Annotated in this window: 14 protein-coding genes and 1 pseudogene; 6 read left to right on the forward strand and 9 right to left on the reverse strand. The window is 64.6% G+C overall.

What is annotated here, in order from left to right; all coding sequences use genetic code 11:
* Positions 1–4 precede the first annotated feature (4 nt).
* Positions 5–256 carry a hypothetical protein gene (locus IRI77_RS15295; protein ID WP_194452910.1) on the reverse strand — a complete coding sequence of 84 codons (252 nt, stop codon included), beginning with the start codon at positions 254–256 and terminating at the stop codon, positions 5–7.
* A 117-nt stretch (positions 257–373) separates the two neighbouring features.
* Here IRI77_RS15295 and IRI77_RS15300 point away from each other — a divergent pair, with 117 nt between their 5' ends.
* Positions 374–1,048, forward strand: a complete 675-nt coding sequence (locus IRI77_RS15300) for a hypothetical protein (RefSeq protein WP_194452911.1) — start codon at positions 374–376, stop codon at positions 1,046–1,048.
* Between the two features lie 90 nt (positions 1,049–1,138).
* Here IRI77_RS15300 and IRI77_RS15305 read toward each other — a convergent pair whose 3' ends face one another.
* On the reverse strand, positions 1,139–2,131 hold the full coding sequence (locus IRI77_RS15305; RefSeq protein ID WP_194452912.1) for a sugar phosphate isomerase/epimerase family protein: 993 nt from the start codon (positions 2,129–2,131) through the stop codon (positions 1,139–1,141).
* 172 nt (positions 2,132–2,303) lie between these two features.
* On the opposite strand from IRI77_RS15305, the gene IRI77_RS15310 reads away from it, so the two are divergent.
* Genes IRI77_RS15310 through IRI77_RS15325 form a run of 4 tightly spaced genes read left to right on the forward strand, consistent with a single transcriptional unit; the run spans position 2,304 to position 5,977 of the window.
* Positions 2,304–3,119: an IclR family transcriptional regulator gene (locus tag IRI77_RS15310; RefSeq protein WP_194452913.1), complete on the forward strand. Its 816-nt coding sequence runs from the start codon at positions 2,304–2,306 to the stop codon at positions 3,117–3,119.
* Positions 3,103–3,948, forward strand: coding sequence for a GNAT family N-acetyltransferase (locus tag IRI77_RS15315; protein ID WP_194452914.1), 846 nt, complete (start codon positions 3,103–3,105; stop codon positions 3,946–3,948). The genes IRI77_RS15310 and IRI77_RS15315 overlap by 17 nt, the downstream gene beginning before the upstream one ends.
* An 8-nt stretch (positions 3,949–3,956) precedes the next feature.
* On the forward strand, positions 3,957–4,952 hold the full coding sequence (locus tag IRI77_RS15320; protein WP_194452915.1) for an NAD-dependent epimerase/dehydratase family protein: 996 nt from the start codon (positions 3,957–3,959) through the stop codon (positions 4,950–4,952).
* Complete coding sequence (locus IRI77_RS15325; protein ID WP_194452916.1) at positions 4,952–5,977, forward strand: dihydrodipicolinate synthase family protein; 1,026 nt, start codon at positions 4,952–4,954, stop codon at positions 5,975–5,977. The genes IRI77_RS15320 and IRI77_RS15325 overlap by 1 nt, the downstream gene beginning before the upstream one ends.
* 380 nt (positions 5,978–6,357) lie before the next feature.
* Here the strand turns inward: IRI77_RS15325 and IRI77_RS15330 are convergent, their stop codons facing one another.
* The 7 genes and pseudogenes from IRI77_RS15330 to IRI77_RS15360 form a co-directional block, all read right to left on the reverse strand.
* Complete coding sequence (locus IRI77_RS15330; protein ID WP_228486752.1) at positions 6,358–7,026, reverse strand: nitroreductase family protein; 669 nt, start codon at positions 7,024–7,026, stop codon at positions 6,358–6,360.
* Between the two features lie 108 nt (positions 7,027–7,134).
* Positions 7,135–8,073, reverse strand: coding sequence for a phosphatidate cytidylyltransferase (locus IRI77_RS15335; protein ID WP_194452917.1), 939 nt, complete (start codon positions 8,071–8,073; stop codon positions 7,135–7,137).
* Positions 8,070–8,684 (reverse strand): lysophospholipid acyltransferase family protein, encoded by a 615-nt coding sequence (locus tag IRI77_RS15340; protein WP_194452918.1) that lies wholly within the window; start codon positions 8,682–8,684, stop codon positions 8,070–8,072. Before IRI77_RS15340 ends, IRI77_RS15335 begins: the two co-directional genes overlap by 4 nt.
* Positions 8,674–9,102 (reverse strand): hypothetical protein, encoded by a 429-nt coding sequence (locus IRI77_RS15345; RefSeq protein WP_194452919.1) that lies wholly within the window; start codon positions 9,100–9,102, stop codon positions 8,674–8,676. Before IRI77_RS15345 ends, IRI77_RS15340 begins: the two co-directional genes overlap by 11 nt.
* Positions 9,099–10,460 (reverse strand): phosphatase PAP2/dual specificity phosphatase family protein, encoded by a 1,362-nt coding sequence (locus tag IRI77_RS15350; protein WP_194452920.1) that lies wholly within the window; start codon positions 10,458–10,460, stop codon positions 9,099–9,101. Before IRI77_RS15350 ends, IRI77_RS15345 begins: the two co-directional genes overlap by 4 nt.
* Positions 10,457–12,225 (reverse strand): annotated as a pseudogene (locus tag IRI77_RS15355) (bifunctional alpha/beta hydrolase/class I SAM-dependent methyltransferase). Before IRI77_RS15355 ends, IRI77_RS15350 begins: the two are co-directional and overlap by 4 nt.
* A gap of 9 nt (positions 12,226–12,234) precedes the next feature.
* Positions 12,235–12,870, reverse strand: a complete 636-nt coding sequence (locus tag IRI77_RS15360; protein ID WP_194452921.1) for a CDP-alcohol phosphatidyltransferase family protein — start codon at positions 12,868–12,870, stop codon at positions 12,235–12,237.
* 235 nt (positions 12,871–13,105) lie between these two features.
* On the opposite strand from IRI77_RS15360, the gene IRI77_RS15365 reads away from it, so the two are divergent.
* Complete coding sequence (locus tag IRI77_RS15365) at positions 13,106–13,303, forward strand: hypothetical protein (RefSeq protein WP_194452922.1); 198 nt, start codon at positions 13,106–13,108, stop codon at positions 13,301–13,303.
* Positions 13,304–13,309: the final 6 nt, after the last annotated feature.

Raw genomic sequence — 13,309 nt, forward strand, 5'->3', positions numbered from 1 at the left:
ACCCCTAGCGCGATAAGGCAATCGTCTCCAGCCAGGTGGCTTCGTGGGACTTATCGCCGCTGAGCGCGCGGCTGGTGCTCTCGAGCTTGTAGCCGACCGCCAGCAGTGCCAGCAGGGCAACGATCAGGAGACGAGCCGTCTTCAGGCGCTGCTTCGGTTTGGAGCGATCCCTCTTCTCCGGAGGCACGGAGTTGTATTTCAGATAGAGCAGGCCGAAACAGGCCGCTGCGCCCACGATGAGGCTGAACGACATCACTTGGAGCGTATCCGGTTGTGGCGCGGCTGGCGATCAGGCCTTCGCCCGGTTCGGCTCAGAGGTTTGCCCGATGGCCGCGCCGCCTATTTTGAGGCCATCTAGTAAGCAGGAGGTCGTGTGCATCTGCGGCTCGCGGTGGTTGGTCTCTTCAGTCTGGCGGTGGGCACCTGGGCCCAGTCGGGCCCCCAGCCGTTCGTGATCCCTGAAATCAAGGTCCGCTACCTCTGCGAGAAGACCGGCCGTTATTGGGTCTCCTACGGGAAGAATTCGAAGGACCGCCACTACTGCTGGGATGGAACCCACTACAGCCGGGCGGAAGGCGGCGTACCTGCGTTCGTCCTGGACTATTGGGCGCAAAAAGAGCAGGAACGCGGGCAGATCCGGCGCGAGATCGACGAGCGCGGCGGGGAACTGCGCGCCCAGGTTGCGGCCAACCAGGCGAGGCTGGATGCGGACCGGCGGGCCATGGGTCTCCCCACCCATGAGGAAATCAGAAGGAACCCCGAACTGGCGCGCTCAGTCCGAATGAGACCCGGGCCAACCGGCGCGAGCCCGGGCGTGGAGTCGAGTTCCAGACCCAAGGCGCAGCCAGTCGAGCTCGCCCTTTTCGACGGACTCACCGCTGGAATCGACCGCGGCGAGGTGGTGAAACGGCTGGGTGAACCGCATGGCCAGATCGGGAACCTCGGCTCCGATGGAGACGAGGAATCCCTCACTTATCTGCTGGCCGGCGGAGGACAGGCCCGCCTGCGGCTCAAGGGCGGGAAAGTGGTTACGCTGAAATTGCCCTGAAGGACGCAAGAGGCCTGGGGATCTCCACCGCTCCACCAAGGCACGACCAGGAAGCAGGTTCCTCGCCGCAGGCCACGGCCACGCGCGTCCTCATCGCGGCACTAAAGCCATCCTCCCGCGAACGAATGCAAGACAGCCGGGCACCTGCTCCACGCTCAACCCATGTAGCAGGAGCGGCCCTTTGAACTCATACTTGCGGAGCAGCCGCAGATACCGGACGTAGTCGAGCACGCCCTGGCCCGCGGGCTTGTGTCCCGCCTCTCCGTCGCGGTCGATGTCCTTGGCGTGCGCCAGCACCATATCCTTGCCTACGAGCGAGAACGCCTCGTCGAGGATCTCCGCCATGCGAGGCAGTTCCCCCGCATGAAAGAGATTCGCCGGATCGATCGTGACTTTCAGGTGCGGCGAGCCGATCTCATCCAGCAGCCGGCGGGCCTTCCGTGCGGAATCGACGACGTTGCTCATCTCGGGCTCGAACGCCAAGACCACCTTTGCCTGCCTGGCGATGTCGGCCGCCTCGCGCACACAGGCCGCCATGTCCCGCCAAGCCTCGGGTGTACCGTTGTCCGGATGAATCCTCCACATGCTCGCCGGGTTGCGTGTGCCGGTGCAAATATGAATGAAGGATGTACCCATCCGCGGGCAGGCTTCCGCCAGGACCCGCAGCCGCCGCAACCCCGCCCGCCGCTGTTCCACATCCGGATGGCACATATTAAAGGTGCCGGTCGCGCTCGCAATTTCGATCCCGCGCGCCGCCGCTTCCCGCCGGATCCGCCCGGGTATCTCCGCGGGAATCTCATCCGGCAACTCCGGCAGGCCGGCGCAGACCATGCTCATCTGCACGCAGGCGAGCCCGGAAGCCTGAACCGCATCCAACCGCTCTTCCAGAGTGCCGGTAGTAAAGGTGGTGGCGATCAGGATGCCGATTCGTGGGAAGTCCGGCTCCGCGGCCAGCACCCGGTCCGGTCCGCAGGCGATCCCGGCCGCGACACCACCGGCTACATTGAGGAAATCACGCCGGCTAGGGCCGCGGTTACCAGCGCGAAAACGTCCTGCCCAACTGGCTTGTCTTGCTTCCCGCATAGTTCCAGATCCCTTTTCAGTCTTGGACTCTCACCAGCCACACTATACTCCGCCGGCCATCTACTTCAGGGAGGCGGCGCCGCACATACCGCAAACCAGCCCGGCCACCCCACCCGTCTCCGCGTTTATGCTAATCTGGCTACCAGAATTGATTCTGCTTGAAGGAATCCTCATGGCTGCGATACGACCCGCCGGCGCCGAGTCCGACCCTCACTACATCGAACTGGTCGGCAAAGTCATCCAGGTGCTCGAGACCCTCCGTGATGAGCCGCGCGGCATCACCCTGCGCGATCTGTCTGAACGCACCGGGCAGATCAAGAGTTCCGTCCATCGCATTGTCAGCAGCCTCAAGCGCCACGGCTACGCGGAACAGGAGATCTCCGGCGGTCCCTACCGCCTCGGCTTGCAGGCAGTGACCCTCGCACGCGGAGCCGTCGACGGCATCAGCCTCCTGCGCGTCTCCAAACCGATGCTCCGCGAGTTGGCCGATCGTTTCAACGAGAGCGTCTATCTGGCCGTGGTCGACGGTCCCCGCGCCATCTTCGTCGACGTCCAGGAGTCGCGCCGCGATCTCATGCTCGTCGGGCCGCTCGGCGCCGAAGTCCACTTCAATGCCACCGCCGCCGGCAAGGTGATCGCCGCTTTCTCCGCGCCGGAAGCGGCCGGCGAAATCCTGCGGCGGCTGCAACTGAAGCAGTTGACCGAAAGGACGCTCACTGACCCGGCCGCCGTGGAACGCGAATGGTCCAAGGTCCGCCGCGCCGGCTACGCTCGTAACGATGAGGAGACCATCGTAGGCGCCATCTTCCTGGCCGCGCCTGTCTTCGACGCCACCAACACAGTGTGCGGCAGCGTCAGCATCGGCGTGCCCAAAGCACGCTACCAGCCCGCTCTCGGCGAATCCATTGCCGTAGCTCTCAAGGAAACCGCCGAGCGGCTGTCCCGTGCCCTCGACGCGGCAGGATACCATCATGCCCGGCGGCGCTGACTCCATCACAATTCGACGCCTGTTGCCCGGCGACATCCCCACCGGGCTGCGCCTGTGCCGGGCCAGCCGCTGGAATCAGGTGGAGCGCGATTGGGCGCACTTCCTTCAACTCAGCCCCCAGGGCTGCCTCGGCGCGCAGGTGGACGATCGCATCGTCGGCACAGTGGCCACGGTTCGCTATGAACCGGACATGGCCTGGATCGGCATGGTCCTCGTCGATCCCTCCGCACGCGGCCGCGGCATCGGCACGGTCCTGCTCAACGAGTCTCTGGAACTGTTGCGGGACGTCCCCTCCGTGTGGCTGGACGCCACGGCGGCCGGCTACGGCTTGTACAAGAACCGCGGGTTTGAGGAGGACTCGCGCCTGGTGCGCATGGAGTGCCTGGCGCCGCCACTCTCCGCCATCGACCAGGCGCTACTGCCCTTGACCTCACCCGGCGCGATCGGGGAACTGGACCGCTCCATCTTTGGCGCGGCCCGCCGGTTCCATCTCGCGTGGCTGATCGAAGGCTGTCCCGAATGCGCCTGGACCTTGCCGGGCAACAGCGGCTACGTCATGGCCCGCCACGGTGAGCACTTCCTTCAGATTGGGCCCGTGGTGGCGCCCGATCCCCCTGCCGCGGAACTTCTCGTGAAGGCGGCACTGCGCCACGCCCAGGGAAGGCCGGTCGTCATCGACGCCACGTTGCACGATCCCGCGTGGCGCCAACGCCTCGAAGCCCTCGGCTTTCTCGAACAAAGGGACTTTGTCAGGATGAGGAAAGGACCGGCCGGCAGCAAGCTGCCGCATCCCTGGGAGTACGCGATCGTTGGGCCGGAATTCGGATAACGCACACTATGCAATCAACGGAAACGCTAGAAGAACTTCTCAGCCGCCCCAGCGCGGCCGACATCGAAGCCCTCGCCACGCTGGACGGCGACATCCTAGTCCTTGGCGCTGGCGGCAAAATGGGACCCACCCTCGTGCAGCGCGCCTGGCGGGCGTCCCAGGAGAGCGGCCGCCCGCGTCAGGTATTTGCCGTCGCAAGATCCGGCGCGTTCCCGGCTGGCGTGCGCCACATCGCTGCCGATCTCCTCGACCCCGCAGCCATCCAACGCCTGCCCGACGCGCCCAACATCATCTATCTCGTGGGCCGCAAATTCGGCTCCTCCGGCAACGAGGCCCTTACCTGGGCCACCAATGCCGCTGTTCCGGTCCTGGTGGGCGCCCGCTATCCCGGAGCGCGCATCGTCGTCCTCTCCACCGGCAATGTCTATCCGTTCGTAGCCCACGATTCCGGCGGCGCCACCGAAGCCACCCAACCCGCACCGGTCGGCGAATACGCACAATCGGCCCTGGCCCGCGAACGAATCTTCGAGTACTACGCTCAGGCGCACAGCACCAAGGTAGCCATCATGCGGCTCAACTATGCGGTCGAACCGCGCTACGGCGTCCTGGTGGACATCGCCACCAAGATCCTCAACCGGACCGCAATCGACCTCACCATGGGCTACGTCAATTTCATCTGGCAGGGCGATGCGAACTCCGTCTGTATCCGTGCCTTGCAGCACTGCGAATCGCCGGCCCGCGTCTTCAATCTCACGGGGACTGAGACCCATTCCGTGCGCTCCCTCGCGCAACAGATCGGTGAGCGGCTGGGCCTGGAACCGGTCTTCTCCGGCCAGGAGGCCGAAACCGCGTTGCTGAGCAGCTCGGCCTCATGCCGGTCGGTCTTCGGACCACCCTCGATGCCGGTGGAGGTGTCGATCCAGCTCACACTGGACTGGCTCGGCGCCGGCGGCACAACCCTCGGCAAGGCGACACACTTCGAAACCCGGAGCGGGAGGTTCTAATGTTCGATTGGCGCAAGGCTCTCAATGGCGGGCTCGTCATCCCCGCCCACCCACTGGCCCTGACAGCGGAACGGAAACTGGATGAACGCCGCCAGCGCGCGCTCTCCCGCTACTATCTCGACGCCGGAGCCGGTGGACTCGCCGTGGGCGTGCACACCACCCAGTTTCAGATTCGCGACCCCAAGGTCGGCCTTTTCCGCGAGGTGCTGTCGCTAGCGGCCGGCGCCATGGACGGGCTGGATGTAGTGCGGGTGGCCGGCATCTGCGGACCCACACACCAGGCGGTCCAGGAAGCGCAGACGGCCCGCTCTCTCGGCTACCACGCCGGTCTCCTGTCGCTCGCCGCCCTGGCCCAGGCGCCGGTGGCGGAACTCGTCGAACATGCCCGGGCCGTCGGCGAAGTGATGCCGCTGATCGGCTTCTACCTCCAACCCGCGGTCGGCGGCCGCCGCTTGCCGCGTGAATTCTGGCGCGAATTCGCAGCCCTTCCCTCCGTGGTCGCCATCAAGATCGCGCCCTTCCATCGCTACCAGACCCTGGACGTCCTGCGCGGAGTGGCGGAATCGGGCCGGGCTTCCGAGATCGCGCTCTACACCGGCAACGACGACCATATCGTGCTCGACCTGCTGAGCCACTGGACGCTGGACGGACACGAACTTCACTTTGCCGGAGGGCTGCTGGGCCACTGGTCCGTGTGGGCCTTGAGAGCCGTGGAACTCCTCGCTCGCATCCAGGCACTCCGCGCTGCGGGCGGTGCAGCGGGCCCCGAATGGTTCGAGCTGGCTGAGCAGACCACGGAAGCCAACGCGGCGCTGTTCGACGCGACGAACTCCTTCGCCGGCTGCATCGCCGGGCTCCACGAGATTCTCCGCCGCCAGGGCCTGCTCGAAGGTACATGGTGCCTCGATCCCGAAGAGGGCCTCTCGCCCGGCCAAAGCGAGGAGCTCGACCGCATCTGCCGCCTCTACCCGCACCTCACCGACGATGAGTTCGTCGCCCGCAATCGCGATAAGTGGCTAAATTAGGGCGTGGTCAACCTGCCCGGCAACCGCCATGGCCGCTCCGCGCTCCATCGTCCCGGCAGGCAGCGTCAATGACCAGGGTGACCCCGCCGACGCCGCATCAGCCTACCCATCTGCCCCCAACGTGGAAGTCCGCCCCAGTGTGGCGTGGGATCTCGCGGCCTTGTCCTCCCTGTAGCCCGAGCTCTCAGGTTTACATCCCGGGCCAGTGGGTGCGACAGTTCTGTCTTCGCCATGACAGAAACCAGAATTAATTCTGATAGTTAGAATTTAGATCGACAGGAGAGCACCGCCCAGCCAACCTTCAGCGAGACTTTGCAGTCAGGTCCGTTCTCCGCTGGCGACGACGGCGGTGCCCCCGCTACGGGCAAGCCTTCCCACTATTACGGCGTCCCCGCCGGATAGCCCACTGTCTGCACAAACAGGATCTGCTGATCCCCACGCAGCTTTAAGGTCTCGGCAAGGCTCTTCGCATCCGGGATGGTCGCCCGGAACCACGCGCCGAGCCCCTCCGAGGCCGCGAACAGATAGACGTTCTGGCCGATAAACCCGGCGTCCACCGCCGCGAAGGCAGGTGCGCCGCCCCCGGCCTTGGCTGCGTCTGCGACATAGAGAATCGTCACGGCCGCCTTCGCCGCGGCCTCCGGACCAGTCCGCGCACGAATGTCCCCCTGAGCCACCATCCGCAAACGGTGCGGTTCCGCGTCATAGACATACACGCCGTCGGACAGCGCAAGGTGAAGGTCAATCTCCTGCCGGTTCCGGGCGGAAGGCGCCGTCCGGCCCAAGCCCGCCTTCTGCGATTGCGTCCGGTTCACGCCAAAGGCTGCCCACAGCAGGTCGGAAAGCGTCTGCGGTGGCAGCGTGCGATCCGTATACAGCCGGATCGTCTGCCGTTCCGCCAGCGCCCGCATCAGCGGCTTGCCGGCCTCGGTGCGCGGTTTCGGCAGCATCACGACACCGGACTGGGCCAGGCAGCCCGCCCCTGCGAACAGGACCGCCAGTACCGCGATGGCCGCCGCCCGCCGGGTTTTCTGGTATTGAGACCTCATAGACTCAATCTATCTCGATAGACGCCGGCCATGGATCGGCCCTCAATTGGCCTCAACCCGCACCGCCATCCTGCGGCACCGCTCCAAGGCCCGGCCCATCAGGGAAGACTACGGTGTGAAGAAGAAGCGCGTCAGGTGGAAGAAGATCGGAGCCGAGAAGGCCACGGAATCCAACCGGTCCAGCATCCCGCCGTGCCCTTCAATCAGGTGGCCCCAGTCCTTCACACCGCGATCGCGCTTGATGGCCGACATGACGAGCCCGCCGAGAAAGCCCATCATCGTCACGACGAAGGCCATGCCCGCCGCCTGCCACCACTGAAACGGCGTCAGCTTCCACAGGCACGCGCCCAACACCGTGGCGCTCAGCACCCCGCCGATCAGCCCTTCCACGGTCTTGGAAGGAGACAACTCCGGCGCCACCAGATGGCGGCCGAACAACTTCCCCCAGATGTACTGAAGTACATCACTGGACTGCACCACGATCAACAGGAAGACGATTAGCAGCGCATCGCGCCCCGCGTAGCCCGGGATGTGCAGCGTCAGCAGAGCCGGCACATGCGAGATGCAATAAACGGTGATCATCAACCCCCACTGCGTCTCCGCCGTCCGGGCCAGGAAGTTTCTCGGATCGCCGAAGACCACCGACGCAATCGGCAGCACGAGGAACCCATACACGGGGATGAGCACGGCAAAGAACCCGAACCAGTCCACGGTTGCCAGCCAATACTGCATCGGCAGCACCACGAAGAAGCTCATGAACAATGCGATGTGATCCGCGCGGTGCGTCGGCGTCAGGGTGATGAATTCGCGCAGCGCGGCAAACGACACGAATGCGAACAGCAACGTCACGGCCAGGGGGCCCGCCAGAAACGCCGCGGCCAGGACAAAGATCATCACCCACCACGCGTTGATGCGCGCGTTGAGATTGTCCAGCACGGCATTTGGCCCCGGCCGCGCCCGCTTGCGCAGAATGAACGAAGTCAGGCTCGCCACGGTCAGCACACCCACCAGGACAGAGAGCGTGACCATTACTTCCGGCGTGTTCATGCGTCCCCCAACTCGACCAGCGCTCGCCTCAGGCGCTCCAGGAACTCCATCTTCCCTTCGTTCTCACCTAACTTCATCGGCGCTCCAAAGGCAACCGAGCACAGCAGCGGCAACGGCAGCAGCGTCCCCTTTGGCATCACCCGATGCGCGTTATCGATCCACACCGGCACCAGTTCCAGCTCCCCGTAAGCCAGCGCCAACTGAAACACGCCGGATTTAAATGGCTGCACCGCTCCGCCCGTCCCGCGCGTGCCCTCCGGAAACAGCAGCAGCGAATCCCCCTCGTCCAGCGCGGCGCACATCGCCGTCAGCGGGTTATGCTCCCGCTCCACCTTGCCCCTCGCAATCAGCACTCCCCGGAACACCTGGTGGATCAGGAACTTCCTCATCCGCCCCCTGTTCCAATAGTCGTCCGCCGCCACAGGCCTCACACGGCGTCTCATCCGAGGCGGCAGGACAGACCAGACGAGCACAAAATCCAGGTGGCTGGCGTGGTTGGCGAAATACAACCGTTGCGACTCACTCGGCGCACACCCCAACCAGCGGCCCTGCACACCCGTCATCAGCCGCGTCGCACCCGTAATCAGCGCCCCCGCGAGCTCAGCCAGCATCCGGCCTCCAGGCCTGCAGCACCAGGCCTGCCGCCAGCGCCGCGAACTGGACCGCCGCCACCACGATCAGCCGGATCCACAGCCGCAGGGCGCCCCGGCTCCGCTCTTCCATCGACCGCTCACGCGCTGGCTGGCCCACTCCTCTCGCCCGCAGCCACTCATCCAACGAGCGGCCACCGTCTTCGGGCTTCTCGGCCAGGTCCCGGAACAACCCCGCGTCAATCGACACGCGTAAGCCCAAATAAACCGCAACCAGCCAGAGAACGGCGGAGGCTGCGAACCACACCCGCCCCGCGCCCGGCCGCCCCAGCAGCAGGCCAACCCCGGCGATCACCGCCGCGCAGTTGCTCGCATTCGACACCACCTGGCCGGACCGCAGAAAACTCGCCGTCACCTTCCCATCGAACTCCAGGGTCACCGCGAGGCCCTCCCCTTGGCCCACACTGCCAGCGCCTGCCTGTGCGCGGCCCCCAGCAGAATGACCGGCCGCCGGATTCTCACCTGTGCGATCGCTTCGTCCACCGACGCCGCACGCCCGGTCGCAATCAGCCACGCCGCCATGGCTGTGGCGCTTCGGGAGTACCCCAGCGCGCAGCACACCAGCGTGGGCCGAGCCGCTGCAAATGCCTCAATCGCGTCCACCGCTGCATCCAGTTGATCCGCTCCAGGAGCCATCAGGTCCAGCATCGGAACACTTCGATACTCGACGCCCCGTCCCGTGAAGGGCAGTTCAGCCGTGACATCCACCACTGAAGCCATACCCCTGGCCGTGAGCTCGCCCGGAGTCGGAAACCGCCCCAGCCACACGCCCTCTACAATTTCGTTCGCAGGCATCTGGCCGCGAGTGAACCACCGCGAGCTCAACCAGGCCAAAGCGATATACGGCGCCAACAGGCTCATCGCCGCTGGAGCCATTCTCCCTCCCGACTTGCCAAACAGCCAGGGTTGCCCGGACCAGTAGATCCCGGCCACCAGCACCAGCGCCGCTGCCAGCCACGCAAGAATCCACCCGCCCCCACCGATACGATGCGCGGCATACGCGCAAAGCAGCCCAGCCGTCACATACGCCATACCCAGCGGAAACCGCTGCTGGTCACCCGACCGCGCATGCCTTGGCGCGATCTCCTGCTCGGGAAACAACGCCATGGCCACCAGTCCCACCCACAATCCCGCCGGCAGGTCGATGAAGTGGTGCTGATACGTCGTCAATGTCGAAACAGCCATCAGCACAAACCAGAGCCGAAGCAGCCACATCGTGACGCCGCTGAAGTGCCGCGCATATCGCGCCCACAGCACCGCAATCAGCGCGATGTGCAGCGAAGGCGCCTGGTTGAACGGCTTATCGAAACTCATCAGTGCATCAAACAACTGGCCGAACAGCCCCTCTGCTGCGGGGCGCTCGAATCCGAATCGCAGCGGCGCCAGCAGGAAGCCGGCCACGCACAGCACCTGCACCGCGATCAACCGGCTGACGTGCGTCCGCAACTCGGCCCGCGTACGGCATAGAAACACCGACACCGCATAGAAGAGGTCTGTCGACCAGTAAGGGATGATCGTCCACGCCAGGAACGGGATCCTGTGCTCCCACGCGAACGCCACCTCCGGCACAGCCCGGCGCAGTCCCGTCACCCAGTTCGCGAACCCGTAACTCAGGAAGAACAACGGCCCCAGCGCGGCCAGCCAAAGCAGGGCCGGCAGCCAGGGCCGGGATTCAGCAGAACTCGTTTCAAAGGGGCCGGGTTCGGCGGATCGGGCCGCGACTTCGGGACTACTCAATCACCCATCCTTTGGGCGGCCGAGACCGTGAAGATCCCCCATTCGTCCGAGAGTTGTTCGGTCTTGCGGAAACCCGCCGCCGCCACCAGTTCATCCATTTCCACCTGGGTCCGGCGCCGCATGATCCAAGGCCGGTGATTGCGGTGGCTCGGCAGGGTACGCGCGATCATTTCCAGTTGCGGATGCCAGGGTTGCCCCGTGTAGATCAGGAACCCTCCTGGAGCGATCGCCTCCGCCAACCCGGCCAGCGACTCGCGGATCGGTCCGTTCTCGGGAAACAACTCATACAACCCGGAGACGATCCCCAGTGTCGGCCGCGGCGTCATCGCCGCCACACTGCCCCGATCGAATGCATCGCCTTGCTCAAACTGCGCAATCCCGTCCAGACCCTTCTGCCGGATTAGTTCCCTACCCTGCCTGACGTTGATCTCGCTGTAATCGCGCAGCAGAATATGCTCCGGCTTCGCCTCCCCCCCTCAATCGCCTCCAGCACATACCGCCCATGCCCCGCCGCGATATCGGCGATCCGCACCGGTTGCCCGGCGGCCTGCAGCGCCGCAATCGCTCCGCGCAGCAGTTGTTCAATATGCGCCTTCCTCACGCGGATGCCGCGCCACCCGATCGCGTTCAAGTAGAACCAGTCGATCAACTTGCCCAACGGTGTGATGCCGGAGGCCTTGTTGCGGTAGATGTAGTCCAGCGTGCTGCCGGAGTCGAACCCCGTCTCCAGCCCCAACCGGATGCCGTCCGAGAGCCGTCCGCCGGTCTTCATGCCGAACCGGGTCATCCCAAAATTCAGCGCCTTCGGATGCAGCGCCGGCAGCGGCTTGCTCAGCCGGTCGAACTCGTCTTTCGTATACCCCGTCTTGTCCGCCTCCAGCAGCGAAGCCCGCGGCGGCGCTTCGGCGAAGCACTTCTGCAGGAACCCGCGTGCCTTCGCAATCGCCGGAGCCCGATCCCGCTCGCCCAGGGTGTCGTGATAGAAGCCCTCGAAAACATGCACCTCTTTCACCTTCGACCCCAGCCGTTCAAAGAACTGGTGCTGCGGCTTGTGGTGCACGACGAAGTCGGCGCCCGAGATCAGGATCTGCGTCGGCACCTGGATCGCCGCGGCGTCTTCAATCAGCCGGTCCGCCGTGCTGTACAGCGCCAGCAGGATGTTCACCGAGATCGGCCGCCGGATCAGCGGGTCCGCTTTATACGAAGCAATCCGTTCGGGATCGTGCGTCAACGCGCTGGGCTTCACATAGGAATTGACGTGGAAGTTGCCGAACAACTGATGAAACAGCCCCAGCGCCGGGCGCGCCAGCGGCACATAGAGCTTCACGCTGAAAGCAGGGGAAGCCAACACCATGCACCGGATCGGCGGGGCATAATCGTGCACCCACGCCGCGGCCAGCACACTGCCCACGCTCTGCCCCAGCAGCGCAATGTCTTCCATGGCGATCGCGAACTCGCCGCAAATGTGCCGTACAAACACATCCACGTCCTTGACCAGGGTGCCCATCGTCGGGACGTGCCCGTTCGCCGGCGTACTCGCAGCGGACTCGACTGACCGCCCATGCCCGCGAGCGTCCCACGCGAACATCGCCGTCCCAGGCAGGTCCAGTTCGTCCACCACGTGCTGCAACCGGCCCGAATGCTCGTGGCCTCGATGAAATAAAACTACGGCTTCCTTGGCTGGTCCCTGTAAGGACGGCCAGTAGCGGTAGAACAGCCGCGTACCATCACTGGTAGTGAAATAGCGCTCTTCCGGAATACGCATAAGGTCTGACTACGAAACGCCCTTCTCCTCCTGGGCGGCTTTCTTTTCACCGAGCCCGCCCAATACTCGATTCACGATGGTAACTGCCAGCAGCAAGGCAAGCAACCGGGGAAAGCCCCACCCCAACCAGCCCGGAACAACGCCGCCGGCCCCAATCCATAGAGCCAGCGCGCCAAACACAAAGGCCCGGTCGCTCTTGCCCATCGGCCCGTCATAACGCCGGCCCGCGCCGGTCATCACCGCGACCGTCCCGGCCATCTCGGAAAGCGCCGAGAGCCAGATCACGCCGCCTATCCAAAGCGCCTCAAATTCCGGCAAATAAGCAAACGGCAGCAACAGAAAACCATCCGAAATTACATCCGCCAGTTCATTCAGATACGCGCCCAAATCCGACTTCTGCCCGAACTCCCGGGCCAGCATTCCATCGACGGCGTTCAGTGCCATGCGTACAAACAGAAACCCGGGCACCACCAGGAACAGGGCCCGATCCTGAATGCGAGCCGTCAACAGCAGCCCCAGCCCGACGGAAAGCAGGCAAGCGGCGACGGTGACGTGGTTGGCCGTAACGCCAGAGCGGGCCAGGAATCGTGCGAGCGGACGAAGCAAACCTTGAAAACGAGGCTTCAGCGAATAAATGCTCGGCACAGGATATCAGTGTACCCAAGCAGGCAAAGAAAGGGGGGGGAAACGCAATCCACTCAGGCCCCAATCCCTGCCAAACCCTCTCGGCCCCCGGTCGCACATCCGCCCGGGGCCTCAGGATTGCGCTACGATCGGGCAGGGGCAAATTCCCTGAGCGCCGTAGTTCAGGTTTCCGAGCGTTAGGATTCTCCGGGGTAACGCAACAGACCGCCGCGATTCGAAAGCAGCAGGAGGACTCATGAGCGACCGCTTCGACTTTGAAGTTGTGTGTCCGAACAACCACAACCAGACCGTTACCTTCCGTCAGGAAGAATTCGAAGAGGCACTGAAGTCCGGTGCGCTGGTATTCCACTGCAATACCTGCGACACCAACTGGCCTCCAACCAGCGACCAACTTGCCATGTTTCGAAAGCAGTTCGCCAAGAACGAGGACTAGCACCTG

Source organism: Paludibaculum fermentans (assembly GCF_015277775.1).
Lineage (GTDB): Bacteria > Acidobacteriota > Terriglobia > Bryobacterales > Bryobacteraceae > Paludibaculum > Paludibaculum fermentans.